This is a genomic window from Streptomyces sp. NPDC026515, assembly GCF_055567595.1.
In genome coordinates, this window is the sequence record NZ_JBVHQD010000013.1 from 87,260 (window position 1) to 103,601 (window position 16,342).

General features: G+C 71.7%; 15 protein-coding genes. 1 reads left to right on the forward strand and 14 read right to left on the reverse strand.

Translation table 11 applies throughout. The annotated features are described in order from the left end of the window. Positions 1–125: 125 nt before the first annotated feature. From ACZ4O3_RS26620 to ACZ4O3_RS26665, 10 genes are all read right to left on the reverse strand, one after another. Positions 126–1,823: a flavin monoamine oxidase family protein gene (locus ACZ4O3_RS26620; protein WP_362730382.1), complete on the reverse strand. Its 1,698-nt coding sequence runs from the start codon at positions 1,821–1,823 to the stop codon at positions 126–128. A gap of 59 nt (positions 1,824–1,882) precedes the next feature. Then, positions 1,883–2,671, reverse strand: coding sequence for a carbon-nitrogen hydrolase family protein (locus ACZ4O3_RS26625; protein ID WP_467724620.1), 789 nt, complete (start codon positions 2,669–2,671; stop codon positions 1,883–1,885). A 151-nt stretch (positions 2,672–2,822) separates the two neighbouring features. Further along, positions 2,823–3,203, reverse strand: coding sequence for a DUF742 domain-containing protein (locus ACZ4O3_RS26630; RefSeq protein ID WP_467724621.1), 381 nt, complete (start codon positions 3,201–3,203; stop codon positions 2,823–2,825). A 7-nt stretch (positions 3,204–3,210) separates the two neighbouring features. Next, positions 3,211–3,639 (reverse strand): roadblock/LC7 domain-containing protein, encoded by a 429-nt coding sequence (locus ACZ4O3_RS26635; protein ID WP_362733171.1) that lies wholly within the window; start codon positions 3,637–3,639, stop codon positions 3,211–3,213. Continuing rightward, positions 3,629–5,887, reverse strand: coding sequence for a sensor histidine kinase (locus ACZ4O3_RS26640; protein ID WP_467724623.1), 2,259 nt, complete (start codon positions 5,885–5,887; stop codon positions 3,629–3,631). The genes ACZ4O3_RS26635 and ACZ4O3_RS26640 overlap by 11 nt, the downstream gene beginning before the upstream one ends. A gap of 94 nt (positions 5,888–5,981) precedes the next feature. Continuing rightward, on the reverse strand, positions 5,982–7,433 hold the full coding sequence (locus ACZ4O3_RS26645; protein WP_467724625.1) for an HAD-IA family hydrolase: 1,452 nt from the start codon (positions 7,431–7,433) through the stop codon (positions 5,982–5,984). Between the two features lie 55 nt (positions 7,434–7,488). Beyond that, positions 7,489–8,562: an ABC transporter ATP-binding protein gene (locus tag ACZ4O3_RS26650; RefSeq protein WP_467724626.1), complete on the reverse strand. Its 1,074-nt coding sequence runs from the start codon at positions 8,560–8,562 to the stop codon at positions 7,489–7,491. Between the two features lie 3 nt (positions 8,563–8,565). Continuing rightward, positions 8,566–9,384 (reverse strand): ABC transporter permease, encoded by an 819-nt coding sequence (locus ACZ4O3_RS26655; RefSeq protein ID WP_362717056.1) that lies wholly within the window; start codon positions 9,382–9,384, stop codon positions 8,566–8,568. After that, entirely contained in the window at positions 9,369–10,268 is a 900-nt protein-coding gene (locus tag ACZ4O3_RS26660) for an ABC transporter permease (protein WP_362717058.1), read from the reverse strand. Before ACZ4O3_RS26660 ends, ACZ4O3_RS26655 begins: the two co-directional genes overlap by 16 nt. Continuing rightward, positions 10,265–11,425 (reverse strand): ABC transporter substrate-binding protein, encoded by a 1,161-nt coding sequence (locus ACZ4O3_RS26665; RefSeq protein WP_384993901.1) that lies wholly within the window; start codon positions 11,423–11,425, stop codon positions 10,265–10,267. The genes ACZ4O3_RS26660 and ACZ4O3_RS26665 overlap by 4 nt, the downstream gene beginning before the upstream one ends. A gap of 239 nt (positions 11,426–11,664) precedes the next feature. On the opposite strand from ACZ4O3_RS26665, the gene ACZ4O3_RS26670 reads away from it, so the two are divergent. Beyond that, the gene (locus ACZ4O3_RS26670; protein ID WP_362717063.1) at positions 11,665–12,405 is read left to right on the forward strand and encodes a GntR family transcriptional regulator; all 741 of its coding nucleotides are present in this window, start codon (positions 11,665–11,667) and stop codon (positions 12,403–12,405) included. Positions 12,406–12,492: 87 nt separating this feature from the next. On the opposite strand, the gene ACZ4O3_RS26675 is transcribed toward ACZ4O3_RS26670, so the two are convergent. The 4 genes from ACZ4O3_RS26675 to ACZ4O3_RS26690 all read right to left on the reverse strand — a co-directional run bounded on the left by ACZ4O3_RS26675 (position 12,493) and on the right by ACZ4O3_RS26690 (position 16,227). Beyond that, positions 12,493–12,945, reverse strand: a complete 453-nt coding sequence (locus tag ACZ4O3_RS26675) for an Lrp/AsnC family transcriptional regulator (RefSeq protein ID WP_046726552.1) — start codon at positions 12,943–12,945, stop codon at positions 12,493–12,495. 302 nt (positions 12,946–13,247) lie between these two features. After that, the gene (locus ACZ4O3_RS26680) at positions 13,248–14,690 is read right to left on the reverse strand and encodes a GuaB1 family IMP dehydrogenase-related protein (RefSeq protein ID WP_362717066.1); all 1,443 of its coding nucleotides are present in this window, start codon (positions 14,688–14,690) and stop codon (positions 13,248–13,250) included. A gap of 171 nt (positions 14,691–14,861) precedes the next feature. Beyond that, complete coding sequence (locus ACZ4O3_RS26685) at positions 14,862–15,173, reverse strand: barstar family protein (RefSeq protein WP_362717068.1); 312 nt, start codon at positions 15,171–15,173, stop codon at positions 14,862–14,864. 82 nt (positions 15,174–15,255) lie between these two features. Beyond that, entirely contained in the window at positions 15,256–16,227 is a 972-nt protein-coding gene (locus ACZ4O3_RS26690) for a Dyp-type peroxidase (protein ID WP_467724630.1), read from the reverse strand. Positions 16,228–16,342: the final 115 nt, after the last annotated feature.

Sequence of the window (16,342 nt, forward strand, 5' to 3'; positions counted from 1 at the left end):
GAAGGATGTCGCGAGGGAGGTCGAGAAGAGGCCCGGGGCGGCGGGGGTTTGATTTTTCTCCCGGGTTTTTTTTGAGAAGTCCCTTTCGTTTGTTCGGGCGAACGACGGGACTTTCGCAACACGACCTAGTCCTCGGGGAGTTCGACCGGCGCGATCTCGTCGTAGACGTCACCGGGACCCGGGTTGGCCGGGTCGGTGGTGCCGCCGAAGTGGTGCATGACGCCCCAGACCGCGTTCAGCGCGGTCTGGACGGCGCCCTCGGCCCAGCCCGCCGTCCACGAGATGTCGTCGCCGGCGAGGAAGATGCCCCGCTTGTCCGCGGGCAGCCGGTCCTGCACGAAGTGCGTGAACAGGCGCCGCTGATAGCGGTAGTGGCCGGGCAGGTTGGCCTTGAACGCACCCATGAAGTAGGGCTCGTTCTCCCAGGAGACGGTCACCGGGTTGCCGATGACGTGCTTCCTGATGTCGACCTTCGGATAGATCTCGCCGAGCGACTTCAGCATCACCTCCATCCGCTCGTTCGCGGACAGCGGCAGCCACTTCAGGCTGTCGTCGCACCAGGTGTAGGAGAGACAGATGACGGCGGGCTTGTCCGGGCCGTCGTCCAGGAGGTACGTGCCGCGGGTCATCCGGTCGGTGAGCGTCATCGACATGACGTCCCGCCCGGTCTCCTCGTCCTTGTCGAGCCAGAACGGCCGGTCGACCGGGACGAACAGCTTCGAGGACTCCATGTAGTGGGTGCGCTCGATCGCGGTCCAGTGGTCGATCGGGAAGAGCGAGTCGTCGCAGGCGATCTTCGACAGCAGCATCCAGGACTGGGCCGTGAAGATCGCCGCGCGGTACGTGCGGATGTCGCCATGGGCGTCCGTCACGGTGATCCGGTTGCCGCTGGTGCGGTGCAGCCGGGTCACGGCGGGGCGCGGCTCGCCGTGGTCGTGCAGCTTCGCGAGCGAGGTGCCGTACGCCCAGTGCACGATCTTCTCCGGCTCGCGCTCCCAGAGCCGCAGCGGAAGCTGCTGGCTGCCGCCGACGATGCCCCGGTGGTGGTCGTCGGCCTCGGTGTAGACGACGCGCAGGATCTCCAGGATCGAGTTCGGGAAGTCCGTGTCCCAGCCGCCCGTGCCGAAGCCGACCTGGCCGAAGATCTCGCGGTGCCGGAAGGACTTGAAGGCCTCGGAGTCGCAGAGGAAGCCGTAGAAGGTCTGGTTGTCGAGCTTCTCGACCAGCCGGGACCAGATCTCGCGGATGCGCGGCACGTCCCGCTCGCGCAGGGCGCGGTTCATGTCGGAGAAGTCGGCGCCCTCTTCGAGGCACCTGTTCCAGGCGTCGGCGACGTCACGGTAGACCTGCGGCAGGTCGGCGGCCGTCTCGGCGTAGTGCGACTCGCCCTTGAGGTCCACGACCGTCGAAGGGGTGGCCTCCGCAAGGGGGTTGGGGAAGGGGCGGGTCTCCAGTCCCACCATGTCGATGTAGTGCTGGAGGGCGGTGGAGGAGGGCGGGAAGCGCATCGCGCCCATCTCGGCGGTCAGCGAGGGGTCGCAGCCCTCGAAGCCGACGGTCCGCAGCCGGCCGCCGATCTTGTCGGCCTCGTACACGACCGGCTTCAGGCCCATCTTCATCAGCTCGTACGCGGCCACGATGCCGGACAGCCCGCCGCCGATGACCGCGATCTCGGTGCCGTGCTCGGTCGCGGGTATCTGGCCGAGGCCCGCCGGGTGGGCGAGGAAGTCGTCGTACGCGTAGGGGAAGTCCGGTCCGAACATGGTGATCGGCGGCTGCTGCTCGTCTGCGTGCTCGACGGCGTTGGGCACGGTGGACGTCATGGGGTACGGACTCCTTGCGACTTGCGACCTGCGAAAAGAACGGGGAGGAGAGGGGAAGGTCAGACCAGGGACCCGTAGAGGCCGGGCCGGCGGTCCTTCAGGTAGGGGTTCGCCTCGCGGGAGGCGGCGAGCAGGGCGGAGTCGACGTCGGCGAGGACGAGTTCCTCGCCGCGTCCGGCACGGGCCCGTGTCACGCCGTCGGGGCCGGTCAGCCCGGACAGCCCGAAGAAGTCGAACTCGCCCTCCTGGCCGGTCCGGTTGACGTACGCCACGTACATCTGGTTCTCCCAGGCCCGCACCGGGACCAGGGACTCGGCGACGAACTGGAACGGGTGCATGTTCGCCGTCGGGACGACCAGCAGGTCGGTGCCGGCCAGGGCGTGCGCGCGGACCGGCTCCGGGAACTCCACGTCGTAGCAGATCATGATCCCGACGGTGAGACCGTTCAGTTCGGCCTGGACGACCGGCTGCTCGCCCGGTGTGAAGTGGTCGCGCTCGAAGCAGCCGAAGAGGTGGGTCTTGCGGTAGTTCGCGAGCCTGGTGCCGTCCGCGGAGATCAGCTGGGCGGAGTTGTATACCACGTCACCTGCGCGCTCCGGGTAACCGTAGGTGATCGCCAGGCCGTGCCGGTGGGCCAGCTCGGCGATCGCGTCGGCGCAGTCGCCGTCGGCCGGCTCGGCGAGGCGGCCGATGTCGTCGCCGATCGCGTAGCCGGTCAGGAACATCTCGGGTGCGACGAGCAGCGCGGCGCCCTCGGCGGCGGCCCGGCCGGCGGCCTCGTCGAGCGCCTTGAGGTTCTCGACGGTCGAGCCGGGACGGCCGGAGCTCTGGAGCAGGGCGGTGCGCATGCGGGTCCTCACCGGGTACGGAGGGGGTCTGTGGCCATTTAGACGGTAGGTCGGCGGGCCGGGCCGGACAAGGAGGAGCCGTTGCGCGTGGCCGGACGGTTCGTTGCGTGATTCAGGTGTATGGCGGCGATTCGTTGCGCCGGGCGTATCCCTACAGCTCCTTCAGCCGTTCGACGATCTCCTTCAGCAGGGCCGGGTCGGCGGCCGGACCGGCCGGTTCCACGCGGCGCGGCCGGTCGATGCGGACCAGGCCGGCCTCGGCGAGGTCGCCCAGCAGGACGCGGACGACGGTGAGCGGCAGGTCGGCGTCCGCGGCGAGCTCGACGACCGGGCGGGCGCCGCGCCGCACCAGGGCGAGCAGGGCGGCCCGGGCATGGTCGACACCCGCCTCGGCCACGTCCGCGTCCACCGCCGTGACCTGGGACATCAGGTCGATGGTGTGCCGTTTGGACGGCTCGGTCCGCCCCCGGGTCACGGTGTAGGGGCGGACCAGCGAGCCGGTCTCGTCCTCGTACCAGTGCTCGTCGCTCACCGCGGGGTCACGGAGCCGAGCGCGCGGCCGCGTCCAGGTGACGGCCGAGGCGGCGGACGAGCAGTGCCATCTCGTGAGCCAGCTGGCCGATGTCGGTGCGGACGTCGCTGAGGACGGCGAGCCGGCTGCCGTGCCCGGCCGGGGTCACGAAGAGGTAGGCGTCGTCGAGCATCACCATGGTCTGCCGCACCTCTCCGGCGGCGAACCGGTCTCCGGCCGAGCGGGCCAGGCTGTGGAAGCCGGAGCAGACGGCCGCGAGATGCTCGACGTCCCGCCGCCGCATGCCCTCGGATTGGCTGAGCGGCAGTCCGTCCGCGGTCAGCAGCACGGCCTGGCGGACGTGGTCGGTCCGGGCGACCAGGTCGTCGAGAAGCCAGCCGAGGTCGCTGCCGGGCGGCGCGCCGGGGTCCGGGGCGGGGTGGTTGTCACTGGTCATCGGCGGAAGGCGTCCTTTCCTCGGGGCGGGTCGGCTCGTCCGTGTCACGGGGCAGTCCCCTGCGCCCCAGGTCCAGGCCGCGCTGGAACGCCCCGAAGACCACCCGCATCTCGTCGGCGTCCAGGTCACGCCCTTGCCCGGACCCGGGCTCCGGTTCGGGCGCGGGCTCGGTGCGCAGTTCGGGGGCGAGGGAGGCCTGCCGCCTGCGGGTGGGCAGCGCGGGGGCGGCGGGGGCGCGGGACCCGCCGGAACCGGCCTTGGCCGTCCCGGCGCACCCGCGCGGCAACGCGTCCGTCTCGGTCATCACGTCCGGCCCGTCAGGCCCGTCCGGGCGGGGGTCCGTCTCCGCCAGCACCGCCGCCGGCAGCAGCACCACCGCGGTGGTGCCGCCGTACGGCGACTCCCGCAGGGTCACCTCGATGCCGTGCCGAGCGGCCAGGCGGCCCACCACGTAGAGACCGAGGCGGTCGTGGCGGGCCGGATCGAAGGCCTCGGGGTCGGTGAGGGTGCGGTGCGCCTCGGCGAGCCGGCCGGCGTCCAGGCCGAGGCCCCGGTCGTCCACCTCCAGGGTGAAGCCGTGGCCGGCCCGGCCGGTGCGCACGGTGACCTGGGTGTGCGGCGGCGAGAACACGGTGGCGTTCTCCAGCAGCTCGGCGAGCAGGTGCACGACGTCGGCGACGGCCTCCGCGGCGATCCCCACCCCGGGCATCGGCGGCACCACGACCCGTGGGTAGTCCTCGATCTCGCCGACCGCCGAGGACACCACGTCGGCGACGGGCACCGGCCGCCGCCAGCGCCGTCCGGGGGTGGCTCCGGAGAGGATGATCAGGCTCTCCGCGTGCCGGCGCATCCGGGTGGTCAGATGATCGATGCGGAACAGCTCGCCCAGGACGGCCGGGTCGCCGGTGCGCCGCTCCAGGGTGTCGACGAGTTTCAGCTGCCGGTGGACGAGGGCCTGGTTGCGGCGTGCGATGTTGAGGAGTACCGCGAACAGGCCCCTGCGCAGCGTGGCCTGCTTCACCGCCGCCTCGACCGCGGCCAGCCGCGCCCTGTTGAACGACCGGCCGACGTCCCCGATCTCGTCGCGACCGGCCTCGCCGGCGGCCAGCGGCGGTGCCTCGGCGACCGGGTCCACGTCCTCGCCGGCGCTCAACCGGTCCATCAGGGCGGGAAGTTGGTGCGCGGTGAGCAGGTCGGCAGCGTCCCGCAGGTTCTCCAGCCGGCGGGAGACGCGGCGCGCCCCGCGCACCGCGAACCACAGCGAGAGCCCCACCGCCGCCAGCCCGACGACACCGACGACGGCGGCCCTGGCCAGCTCCCGGTAGGCGAAGGTCCGTCCGCGCTCCGCGGAGTTCCGGGCGGACTCTGTGCACAGCAGCATGTACTGCCTGACGGCCCGGTCGGTGGTGGACCGCCAGGTGTCCGCGGCCACGGCCGCACCGGCCCGGTCCGCACCGGCCCGCAGCAGCGCGTCCTCGCCACGCTCCAGCGATCCGTACAGCTCACCGCGCTGGAACCGCTGGAACGGCGCCCGAGAGTCGGCGGGCAGGTCGGGGACGTAGGTCCGCTCGAAGACGCGGCGGTCCTCGATGGCCGCGGCGAGTTCCCGGTACTGTCCCTGGGTGAGCCGTCCGGCTGCCCTGGCCCCCGCGACCAGCGCGTCCTCGCGCGAGACGAACTCCCGCACCCGGACCAGCTCGACGACCACCTGCGCCTCCCGGGCCAGTTGTCCGGCCTGGAGGGCGGTGAGGGCGGACTGGACGCCGAAGCCGGGCTCCACCAGGGCGCTGTAGTCGGTGACGGCGGTGTTCCACGCGATCTTCCGGGACAGCACCCGCTCGCGCAGTGACTCCAGCCTGCCGGTGGCGGTCACCATCGCGTCCAGGGCCTGGCGCTGCCGGCCGCTGAGGCGTCCGCGGTCACCGCCCCGGACCGCGGCGCGCATGGCGTCCACGGCCCGGTCGGTGCGCCGCTGCTGTGTCAGCAGGCCGGCGGCTGCCACCGTGTCGAGCCGGGCACCCAGGTACGCCGCCGACAGCCGCCGTTCGATCTGGATCTGCCCGACGGCGGTGTCGACCGGGGTGCCGAAGTCGTCGTACACCCCCTGGACCCGGATCAGCGCGCGGAGTTCGGTGGTGACGGAGACCATGGTGAAGCTCCACAGAGCCGTCAGCGCGACGGCTGGGGCGAGGGCGAGCGCCACGATCCGCGCGCGGACGGTGGTGGGTCGGCCGACGGTCCAGCGCATGGATTGCCTACCGGTGTTACCAGCGAGTAAGGAGCCCGGCACAAACTACGGGATGCCCTCGGTCACCGCAATGGTTGCCTTCGGTAACACCGGGTCAGGACTCGACGGCGAACGTGCTGACGACGGCCGCGTGGTCGGAGGGCCAGTCGTTGCCCGCCACCTCCGGCCAGGACGCGGGCGCCCCGCTCACCCAGGTCCGGGAGTCGAGTACGCGCAGCCCCCTGTGCAGCACGTAGTCGATCCGGTCCTGCGGCTCGGGCCGCCCGCTGCCGTCCTCCGCCACCGGGTGGATCGGCGACCAGGTGTGCCCCGGCGCGGCCACCGGATCCGGGTGGACCTCCCGGTAGGAGTCGCGGAACCCGGCCTCCTCGGCGGCCTTGGTCACCGGCCACTCGACGTCCGTCCAGTCCAGGTGGGAGGGGCAGTTGAAGTCCCCCACGAGCACCACGGGCACCGTGCCGTCCCCGATCAGCTCCAGCGCCTCGCGCAGTTGCCCGAGCCGTACCTCCTCGTGGTCGATCAGTTCGGCCGCCCCGAGCCCTGCGAAGTGGAACTCGTAGGGCCCGTAGGGGGCGCAGTGCAGATGCGCGGTCCAGATGTCGACCTCCCGTCCGGGGCGTACGGCGATCCGCACCCCGGCGGCTCCGTAGAACCCCACCTCCGGGTCTCCGAGGCGGGCGGTGATCGGATAGCGGCTGATGATCCCGAGGTTCTCGCCGGCCGTGTGGTGGTGCCAGCCGAGGGCCTCGGCCAGTTCCCGGGCCGAGGTGCCGGCGGTCTCCTGGAGGCCGACGACGTCCGCCCCCGCGTCGGCGACGGCCTTGATCTGCTTGGCCCGGTGGTCGTCGATCCGGCCGCCGCCGAGCCACAGGTTCCAGGACATGACCCGCAGTTCGGGTACCGCCATGTCACTGAGCTGCCGGGGAGTGACCCCGACGAGGCTGTCCCGCACGGTCCGGCCGGGGGCGTCGCCGATCGGCGCGAGCGAGGGCACGGCGAGGACCGCACAGCCGGCGGCCTCGGCGGAGGCGACCCCGGTCTCGGTGTCCTCGACGGCGACACAGGCCGCCGGGTCGACGCCGAGGGCACGGCAGGCGGCGAGGTACGGGTCGGGGGCGGGCTTGGTGCGGCCGGTGTCGTCGGCGGTGACGGAGGCGGCGAACCGGCCGGCGCCGAGCGCGTCGAGCACGAGGTCGGCCACCGCGCGTGGGGACGCGGTGACCAGGGCGGTGGGAACGCCGGCCGCGGCGAGCGCGTCCAGCAGGTCGAGGGCGCCGGGGCGGGGCACGATGCCGGTGCGGACACGGTCCGCGAACTCCCGGTGCAGCTCGGCCGCGAGGCCGGCGCCGGACCTGCCGGTGCTGCCGGCCAGCCAGTGGGCGGTGTGCTCGACCGGCCGGCCCAGCACATCGGGTTCGTCGGCCGCGCCGAGCGTCCGCCCGGCAACGCGTTCCACCGCCTCCCACCACAGCCGCTCGGTGTCGACGAGCGTTCCGTCCATGTCGAACAGGACGGCCTGGAGGGGGAGTCGGGGGTGGGGGGTCACGTTGTTGTCATTCCTCACGTCAGGGCTTGTGGACACATCCGGAGTTCCGGAGGCACTACTTGTGGGTGCGGCTCGCCACCAGTACCGGCCGCTCGGGCAGCGACACGCTCACCGCGGCTCCGGCGCCCAGACCGGTGGCCTCGTGGGCGGCCAGGTCGGCCTTGGCCTCGGTGCCGTCGGCGAGTCGTACGGTGACCCGGACGACCGCGCCCAGGAAGGCGGTGGCGACGACGGTGGCCGTACCGGTGCCGTCCGCGCGCACCTGGACCGCCTCGGGCCGTACGAGCACGTCGACCTCGCTCGCGTCCGGCGCCGGTCCGTCGAGCGGCAGCCGCCGGCCCAGTACCTCGACCCGGTCGTCCTTGACGGTGCCCGGGATCCGGCTCATCGTGCCGACGAACTCGGCGACGAAGGCGGTGGCCGGCCGGCCGTACAGCTCGGCGGGCTCGGCGCACTGTTCGAGCTGCCCGGCGCGCATCACGGCGACCCGGTCGGCGACGGACAGCGCCTCCTCCTGATCGTGCGTCACGAACAGGGTGGTGATGCCGAGTTCCTGCTGGAGCCGGCGGATCTCCTCGCGGAGCGTCAGCCGGACCTTGGCGTCGAGGGCCGACAGCGGCTCGTCGAGGAGGAGCACCCGGGGCCGCAGGGCGAGGGCACGGGCGAGCGCGATGCGCTGCTGCTGTCCGCCGGAGAGCTGGTGGGGGAACCGCTCCCCCTTGTCGCCGAGCCCGACCAGCTCCAGCAACTCGGCTGCCCGGGACCGCCGTTCGGACGTGCGGACCTTGCGCATGCGCAGCCCGAACGCCACGTTGTCGACGGCGTTCAGATGCGGGAAGAGGCTGTACGACTGGAAGACCATCCCGGCGTCCCGGCGGTGCGCCGGGACCGAGGTGACGTCCGAGCCGTCCACCAGCACCGCGCCGGAGTCGGGGTGTTCGAACCCGGCGAGCATGCGCAGCGCGGTGGTCTTGCCGCAGCCGGAGGGGCCGAGCAGGGCCAGGAACTCCCCCGGGCGGACGGTCAGGTCGAATCCGTCGAGGGCGACGGTGGCGCCGAACTCCCGTCGCAGGGAACGGAATTCGACGGTGGTGGCGGTGGCGGCCTTCTCAGGCGTGCTGACACTCATGGTTCATCCCCGGGACGAAGCGGTACGGTCACGGCCGCCGGCACCGGCGAGCGCGAGGAGCAGGGCCCAGGTCACCAGGAGACTGAGCACGGACACGGCGACGGACATCTGGGCCTGCGAGCCGCCGACGTTGTAGATCCACACGGCGAAGGGCTGGAACCCGAGCAGCCGGGCGACGGTGAACTCGCCGAGCACCAGCGCCAGGGTGAGGAAGGCCGCGTTGAGCAGCGCCCCGCGCAGATTGGGCAGCACGGCCCGGACCAGGGCCTGCGGCCAGGAGGCCCCGCAGCTGCGGGCGGCCTCGACCAGGGTGCGCACGTCGATCGCGCGCAGTCCGGCGTCCAGCGCCCGGTACACGAAGGGCAGCGCCATCACGACGTAGGCGAGGACCAGGACGACGGGGAAGTCCGGGTTCTGGATGGCGACGAACGTCTGGAACAGCGGGGTCCTGGAGAGGTGGTCCGGCCCCCACTTCAGGACGCTCGCGATGCCGGCGACGAACGCGATCGGCGGCACCACCAGCGGCAGCGAGCAGACGATCTCGACGACGGGCCGCAGCCGCGGCGCGCTCAGCCTGAGGGCGACCACGGCGGGCACCATCAGCAGCAGCACGACGACGATCGTGGCGAGGGCCAGTTCCAGCGAGAGCAGCAGGCTGGAGAGGAAGCCGTCGGCGGACAGGATCTGGCTGTAGGCGTCGAAGGTGACGCCCTGGCCGGGCACGTCGACGGTGAAGACGACGGAGGCGCCCAGCGGGACCAGGAAGTACAGGGCGGCGAGACCGAGGACGGCCCAGCGCCACGGGGTCAGGCGTCGAGCCATCGGGCACTCCGTCGTTGCAGGGGCAGGTAGACGGCCATCACCACGCCCGCCACCAGCACCATGTCCAGGCTCAGGGCGAGGGCCACGTTCTCCTGGCCGACCAGGACGTTGCCGGAGAGGGCGTCGGCGATCTGCAGGGTGACCAGCGGGACCGCGCTGCCGACCATCGCGGCGGCGGTGGCGTAGGCGGCGAAGGCGCTGCCGAAGAGCAGCACGAAGCCGCCGAGCAGCGAGGGCGCGAGCACGGGCAGGGCCACGAACCGCCAGTACTGCACGCCGGTGGCGCCGTTGTTGAGCGCCGCCTCCCGCCACTGCGCCCGGAGTCCGTCCAGGGCCGGCGTGATGGTGAGGACCATCAGCGGGATCAGGAAGTACAGGTAGACCAGGACGAGTCCCCAGAAGCTGTACAGGTTCCAGCCGTGGTCGGCGAGATGGAGGCGCACGGTCAGCACACCGGCGTTGCCGAGGGTCGCCACGAAGGCGAACGCCAGCGGCACGCCGCCGAAGTTGGCGAGCACACCGGAGGCGGTGAGCACGGCCTCGCGCAGCGCCCGGGAGCGCGAGCTGACCACGGCCTGGGCGAGCGGCAGTCCGAGGACGGCGGCGATCAGGGCGGAGAGCGCGGACAGCTTGACGCTGCCGACCAGGGCGGTGAGGTACGGCCCCTGGAGCGAGTCCGTGAGATTCCGCCCGGTGTACGAGGACACGCCGCTCGCCGGGTCCTTGACCGTGAAGGCGCCGTTCAGCATGGCCACGGCCGGCAGCCCGAACGCGACCGCCGTGAAGGCGAGCAGCGGGACGACGGCCAGCCAGCCGGGGGCGCGGCGCCGCCGCTTCTGGGAAGCGGCGGACGCCACGTCGGCCCGCGTGAGCGTGGCCGTCATCCGGAGACGGCCTTCGACCAGCCCGTCGAGAGGACCGTCTTGGCCTTGTCCTGCTGGGCCTCGGTCGGGAAGGACGGCGTGCCGGTGACCGCGGGCAGCTTGGCGGCCGCGGTCTTGTCCAGCGTGCCGGCCGACTCCATGGAGGTCATCAGGACCGGACGGGCGTAGCCCTTGAGCCACAGGTTCTGGCCCTCGGTGCTGTACAGGTACTCCTGCCACAGGCGGGCGGCCGCCGGGTGCGGGGCGTCCTTGTTGATGGCCTGCGAGTAGTACTGGGCGTACTGGCCGTCGGTCGGGATGCTGACCTTCCAGTCCACGCCCTTGGACTTGAACTCGTCGGCGTAGCCGGCGTTCAGGTAGTCCCAGTCGATGGAGATGGGCGTCTCGCCCTTCTCGACGGTGGCCGGGGTGGACTCGACGGGCGTGTAGTTGCCGTTCTTCTTCAGCTTGGCGAAGAGGTCCAGGCCGGGCTGGATGTCGTCGAAGGAGCCCTTGTTGGCGAGCGCGGCCGCGTAGACGCCGCCGAAGGCGGAGCCGGACTTGGTCGGGTTGCCGTTGAGGGCGACCTGGCCCTTGTACTGCGGCTTGAGCAGGTCGGCGAAGGTGGTCGGGCAGGTCTTGACGCGCTTGGCGTCGCAGCCGATGGAGATGTAGCCGCCGTAGTCGTTGTACCAGCGGGCCTGCGGGTCCTTCTGGGCGGTGGGGATGTCGCCGTACGTGGTCACCTTGTACGGCGCGAGCAGTCCCTGCTGGGCCGCGCTGAGCGCGAAGGAGGAACCGAGGTCGAGCACGTCCGGCGCACGGTCCTGGCCCTTGCGGGAGGTCACGGCGTTGATCTCGTCCTGGCTGGAGCCGTCGGGGCTCTCGTCCTCGATCTTGATGCCGTACTTCTTCTGGAAGCCGTCGATGATGGCACCGTAGTTGGCCCAGTCACGGGGCACGGCGATGATGTGCAGCGCGCCCTCCTTCTTCGCGGCGGCGACCAGCTTGTCCATGCCGCCGAGGTCGGCGGCGGAGGTCGCGGTGGCGGCGTTCTTGCCGTCGGAGGTGGTGGACGACGCGTTGTCGGGGGCGGCGCCGCAGGCGCTCAGGGCGAGCGCGGCTACGACGGCGAGGGAGCCGCCAAGGACGGCGGTTCTCGGCAGGGACACGGTCACGGTCTCTCCAGGGAGTACGCACGAGGGTGGGTGGCGCTGTGGGGGCGGCACTGTGGCGGGCACCGAGCGAACTTGTCTGAACAAGTTGACCACAGTACGCCCGGCGCGGGTGACCTGTTCATGAATACGACGGAAACACCGGGCCCTGATTCCCTGCACATTCGCGGCTGACACGAATCACCCCGGGACGTCGATTAGGCTGGTCACGCTGTGCACAACAGCCTGATCAGAGGGGAAGCATGACGGCGCGACACGAGGAGATCGCCGACGAGCTGCGGCGCGCCATCGACCGCGAGGAGTACACCGTCGGCAGCCGGCTGCCCGCCGAGACGGAGCTGGCGGCGCAGTACGGAGTCTCCCGCGGCACCGTCCGCCAGGCCGTCGCCGCGCTCACCTCGGAGGGGCTGATCGGCTCCCGCCAGGGCGCCCGCCGGGTGGTGCTGGCCAGCCGGCGCAGCCAGAGCTTCGCGGAGCTGCGCAGTTTCGCGCAGTGGGCGAGGTCGATGGGCCGCGAGGCGACCGGACACGTGGTGTCCCAGGAATACCGCCCGGCCACCCAGGAGGACGCGGTCCGCCTTCAACTCCCCCCCGGTACGCAGGTGTTGCATGTGCTGCGGGTGCGCGGCCTGGACGGCGAGCCGGTGTTGCTGGAGCGCACGGTGTACGCGGACTGGATCTCCCCGGCGGTGGCGGCGATAGAGCCGGAGTGCCCGTCGGTGACCCAACGCCTGTACGAGAACACGGGGTTGGTCTTCGCCTACGGCGAGCACGTGATCGACGCGGTCGCCTGCGGCGCGCGGGACGCCGAGCTGCTGGGGGTCCGCCGGTCGAGCCCGCTGCTGCGGGTGCGGCGGGTGACGACGACCCGGGAAGGACGCCCGGTGGAGTGGTCCGACGACCGCTACCGGTCGGACGCGGTGAGCTTCAGCGTCCACAACTCCATCGGCAGCAACGCGCTGGCCCGGATGACCGCGGAATAGCGGACCGGGTGCGCCGTCGTACGCCGGTGCGGGTGGTTCGTGGCCGCCCGCGCGGTTCCCACTCGTCCGCACCCGGCATACGACAGCTCAGCCCGGGGCCCCCGAGGAGAACCTCCTCAGCAGCGGGGACAGCACCAGCACCGACTTGGTGCGTTCCACGAACGGCTCCCCCGCGATCCGCTCCAGGACCCGTTCGAAGTGCCGCATGTCCGACGCGAAGACCTGCACGACCGCATCGGCCTCGCCGGTGACCGTGGACGCGGCCACCACCTCCTGGTACCGCTCCAGCCCCCGCTGGATCGTCTCGGGCGAGGTGTTGCGCCGGCAGTAGATCTCGACGAATCCCTCCGTCTCCCAGCCGAGGGCCGCCGGATCCACCCGCACGGTGAAACCGGTGATCGCTCCGGTGGCGCGCAGCCGGTCCACGCGCCGTTTGACGGCGGGCGCGGACAGGCCGACCAGTTGCCCGATGTCCGCGTAGGAGCGGCGGGCGTCCTCGGCGAGGGCGTGCACGATGCGTTCGTCGAGATCGTTCAGCAAGGGGTCGTTCAGCTTTCAGGTGGTGCAGGACGGGACCGGCGACAGCCGTACCCGAAGTAGAACACGAGCCCGGCCGCCGTCCGCGAAGCGGCCAGGGCCTGTTGTCGGAACAGGTCGCAGGACAGCGACGGTGCTGATCGGCGCCGGTGAACGGGGTCTGGTGCGTGCGGCTGCAGGGCGGAGGAGGCGGTCGACGCGGTGGAGGCACCTTCCGGCCGAAGGCCGGGGGGCGTCGGCGACCGGCGACAACGCCGCAGACGTGCGCGCCGGACCCCGCGTCCGCGGGATCCAAACGACAGGTCCTAGCTCCAGCTGGCGTGCAGCGGCTTGCCCTCCGCGTAGCCCGCCGCGCTCTGGATCCCCACGATCGCCTTCTCGGCGAACTCCTCCAGGGATCCCGCGCCGGCATAGGTGCAGGAGGAGCGCACGCCCGCGATGATCGAGTCGATCAGGTCCTCCACGCCCGGCCGGGCCGGGTCGAGGAACATCCGGGACGTGGAGATGCCCTCCTCGAAGAGCGCCTTGCGGGCCCGGTCGTAGGCCGACTCGTCCGATGTGCGGTTGCGCACCGCGCGCGCCGAGGCCATGCCGAAGGACTCCTTGTACAGCCGCCCGTCGGCGGCCTGCTGGAGGTCGCCCGGCGACTCGTACGTGCCGGCGAACCAGGAGCCGACCATCACGTTGGACGCGCCCGCGGCCAGCGCCATCGCGACGTCCCTCGGGTGCCGCACACCACCGTCGGCCCAGACGTGCTTGCCGTACTTCCTCGCCTCCGCGGCACACTCCAGGACCGCCGAGAACTGCGGCCGGCCGACGCCGGTCATCATGCGGGTGGTACACATGGCGCCGGGGCCCACGCCGACCTTGATGATGTCCGCGCCCGCGTCCACGAGGTCCTTGACGCCCTCGGCGGAGACGATGTTGCCGGCCGCGACCGGAACCTTCGGGTCGAGGCCGCGGACCAGCTTGATCGCGCTGATCATCGATTCCTGGTGGCCGTGCGCGGTGTCGATGACGAGCGTGTCGACCCCCGCGTCGAGCAGCTGCTTGGCCTTGTCGGCGAAGTCCCCGTTGATCCCGACGGCGGCGGCGATCCGCAGCCTGCCCCGCGCGTCGGTGGCCGGGGTGTACAGGGTGGCGCGCAGGGCGCCCTTGCGGGTGAGGATGCCGGCCAGCTTGCCGTCCCGGTCGACGGCGGGCGCGTAGCGGCGGTTGGCCCCGTCCAGCTTGTTGAACGCCTCGCGCGGGTCGATGTCCGCGTCGAGCAGCAGCAGGTCACGGGACATGACCTCGGCGAGCTGGGTGAAGCGGTCGACGCCGTTGAGGTCTCGGTCGGTGACGACACCGACGGGGCGGCCGTCCTCGTCGACGACGACGCCCGCGTTGTGCGCGCGCTTGGGCAGCAGGGCCAGCGCGTCGGCGACGGTCTGGTGCGGGGCGAGCACGATCGGGGTGTCCAGCACCAGATGGCGGCTCTTCACCCAGGTGATGACGTCGGTGACCACGTCGATCGGGATGTCCTGCGGGATGACGACGAGGCCGCCGCGCCGGGCCACCGTCTCGGCCATCCGCCGGCCCGCGATCGCGGTCATGTTGGCGACGACCAGCGGGATGGTGGTGCCGGTGCCGTCCGGCGAGTCGAGGTCCACGCCCTGCCGCGAGCCGACCGCGGAGCGGCTCGGCACCATGAAGACGTCGTCGTACGTCAGGTCGTACGCGGGCTGGATGTCATTGAGGAAACGCACGTGCCGCACATCCCGGTCGATCAGAGGTGACCCCCGGACCGGCCGGCCAAGGGGAAGAGCACGTACTTCATTGTCCCATGGCGACCGGTATGCGGTGTCCGGGACGAACATCCAGGCAGGTCAGGAGTGTCTGGGAGGAACCTCCAAGGGACCCGGGCAGGGCTTGCCGGGTCACCGCAGGGCGAGCGCCACCGTCAGTCGCGGTTCGTCGGCGGCCGCGTGGGCGAACACGTCCTGGGCGGTCTTCCACTCGTCCGGCCGGGTTCCCGCGTAGCCCTGCCAGCCGGTCACCACCAGGAGGAGCCCGCGGCCGGCCGCCTCGGGCGGCCAGAGCGAAGGGTCGCGAAGGCTGTCGGTGAGGGCGTCCCAGTTGCGGCCGAACCAGTCGGGCAGGCTCAGCGCGGCGACGGCACGGTCCATGAGACCGGCCTTGTCGGCGACTCCGGCGAGGTCGAGCACGACCAGATGCGGACTCGTCGTCATCTCAGCACCGTCCAGGAGGAGTTGAAGGGTTCACCGGTGCAGTGGATCCCACCGGTGCGCCGGGAGGCAACACGCACCCGCGTCATGCCTTCTCGGCGGCCACGGCAGCCTGGGGGGCCGCGGGCAGGTCGTCGAGGAAGTCGGCGGACGGCACGTGGAAGAGGGTGCCGGTGACCGCCGTCGAGAAGTCGAGGATCCGGTCGTGCCGGGCGTCCTGCGTGCCGAGGAACATGTTGCGCAGCATGTGCTCGATGACGTCCGGGGTACGTGCGTACCCGATGAAGTAGGTGCCGAACTCGCCCTGGCCGGGGCTGCCGAAGGGCATGTTGTCGCGCAGGATGTCCTGCTCCTGGCCGTCCGCTCCGGTGACGGTGTTCAGTTCGACGTGCGAGCCCGGCTCCTCCAGCTCGATGTTGGTGGCCTTGGTGCGGCCGATGATCCGCTCCTGCGTCTCGACCGGCAGCGCGTTCCAGGCGTCCAGGTCGTGCAGGTACTTCTGGACGACCACATAGCTGCCACCGGCGTGCGCCGGGTCCTCGGCGCCGATCAGGACGGCCCTGCGGGCGGCGGCGCCGACCGGGTTCTCGGTGCCGTCGACGAAGCCCAGCAGGTCGCGGGCGTCGAGGTACGTGAAGCCCTGCACCTCGTCCTCGACGGTGACCGCGTCCCGCAGCCGGCGCATGATCTCGGAGGCCAGCCCGAAGCAGAGGTCGAAGCGGGTGGCCCGGATGTGGAAGAGGAGGTCGCCGGGGGTCGCGACGGCGGTGTGCCGAGCGCCTTCCAGGGGCTGGAAGGGGTGCAGTCCGGCCGGGCGCGGGTGGTCGAACAGCCGGTCCCAGGCTTCGGAGCCGATCCCCGCGACACAGCTCAGGGCGGCGTCCGGGGCGCCGAACCCGAAGCTGCGCCGGAGCGCGGCGAGATCACCCAGCACGTCCCGCACCGGCTCCTCTTGCCCGGGGCGGACGCTGACCACCAGGAAGATCGCGGCGGTGGTCAACGGCCCTAGCACCGGCTGTGGTTCGGCGCCCCGTGCGGGCTGGGGTTCAGTGGTCACCGCGTCCTCCCGATGCGATCGGCTCTCGGCCTGTCGTACACCTATGTCATACACATGATCGGGGTTCGGGGCGCCCGGCGGACGCAGACGCTCCCATGCGACGGCGCGCCGCCGC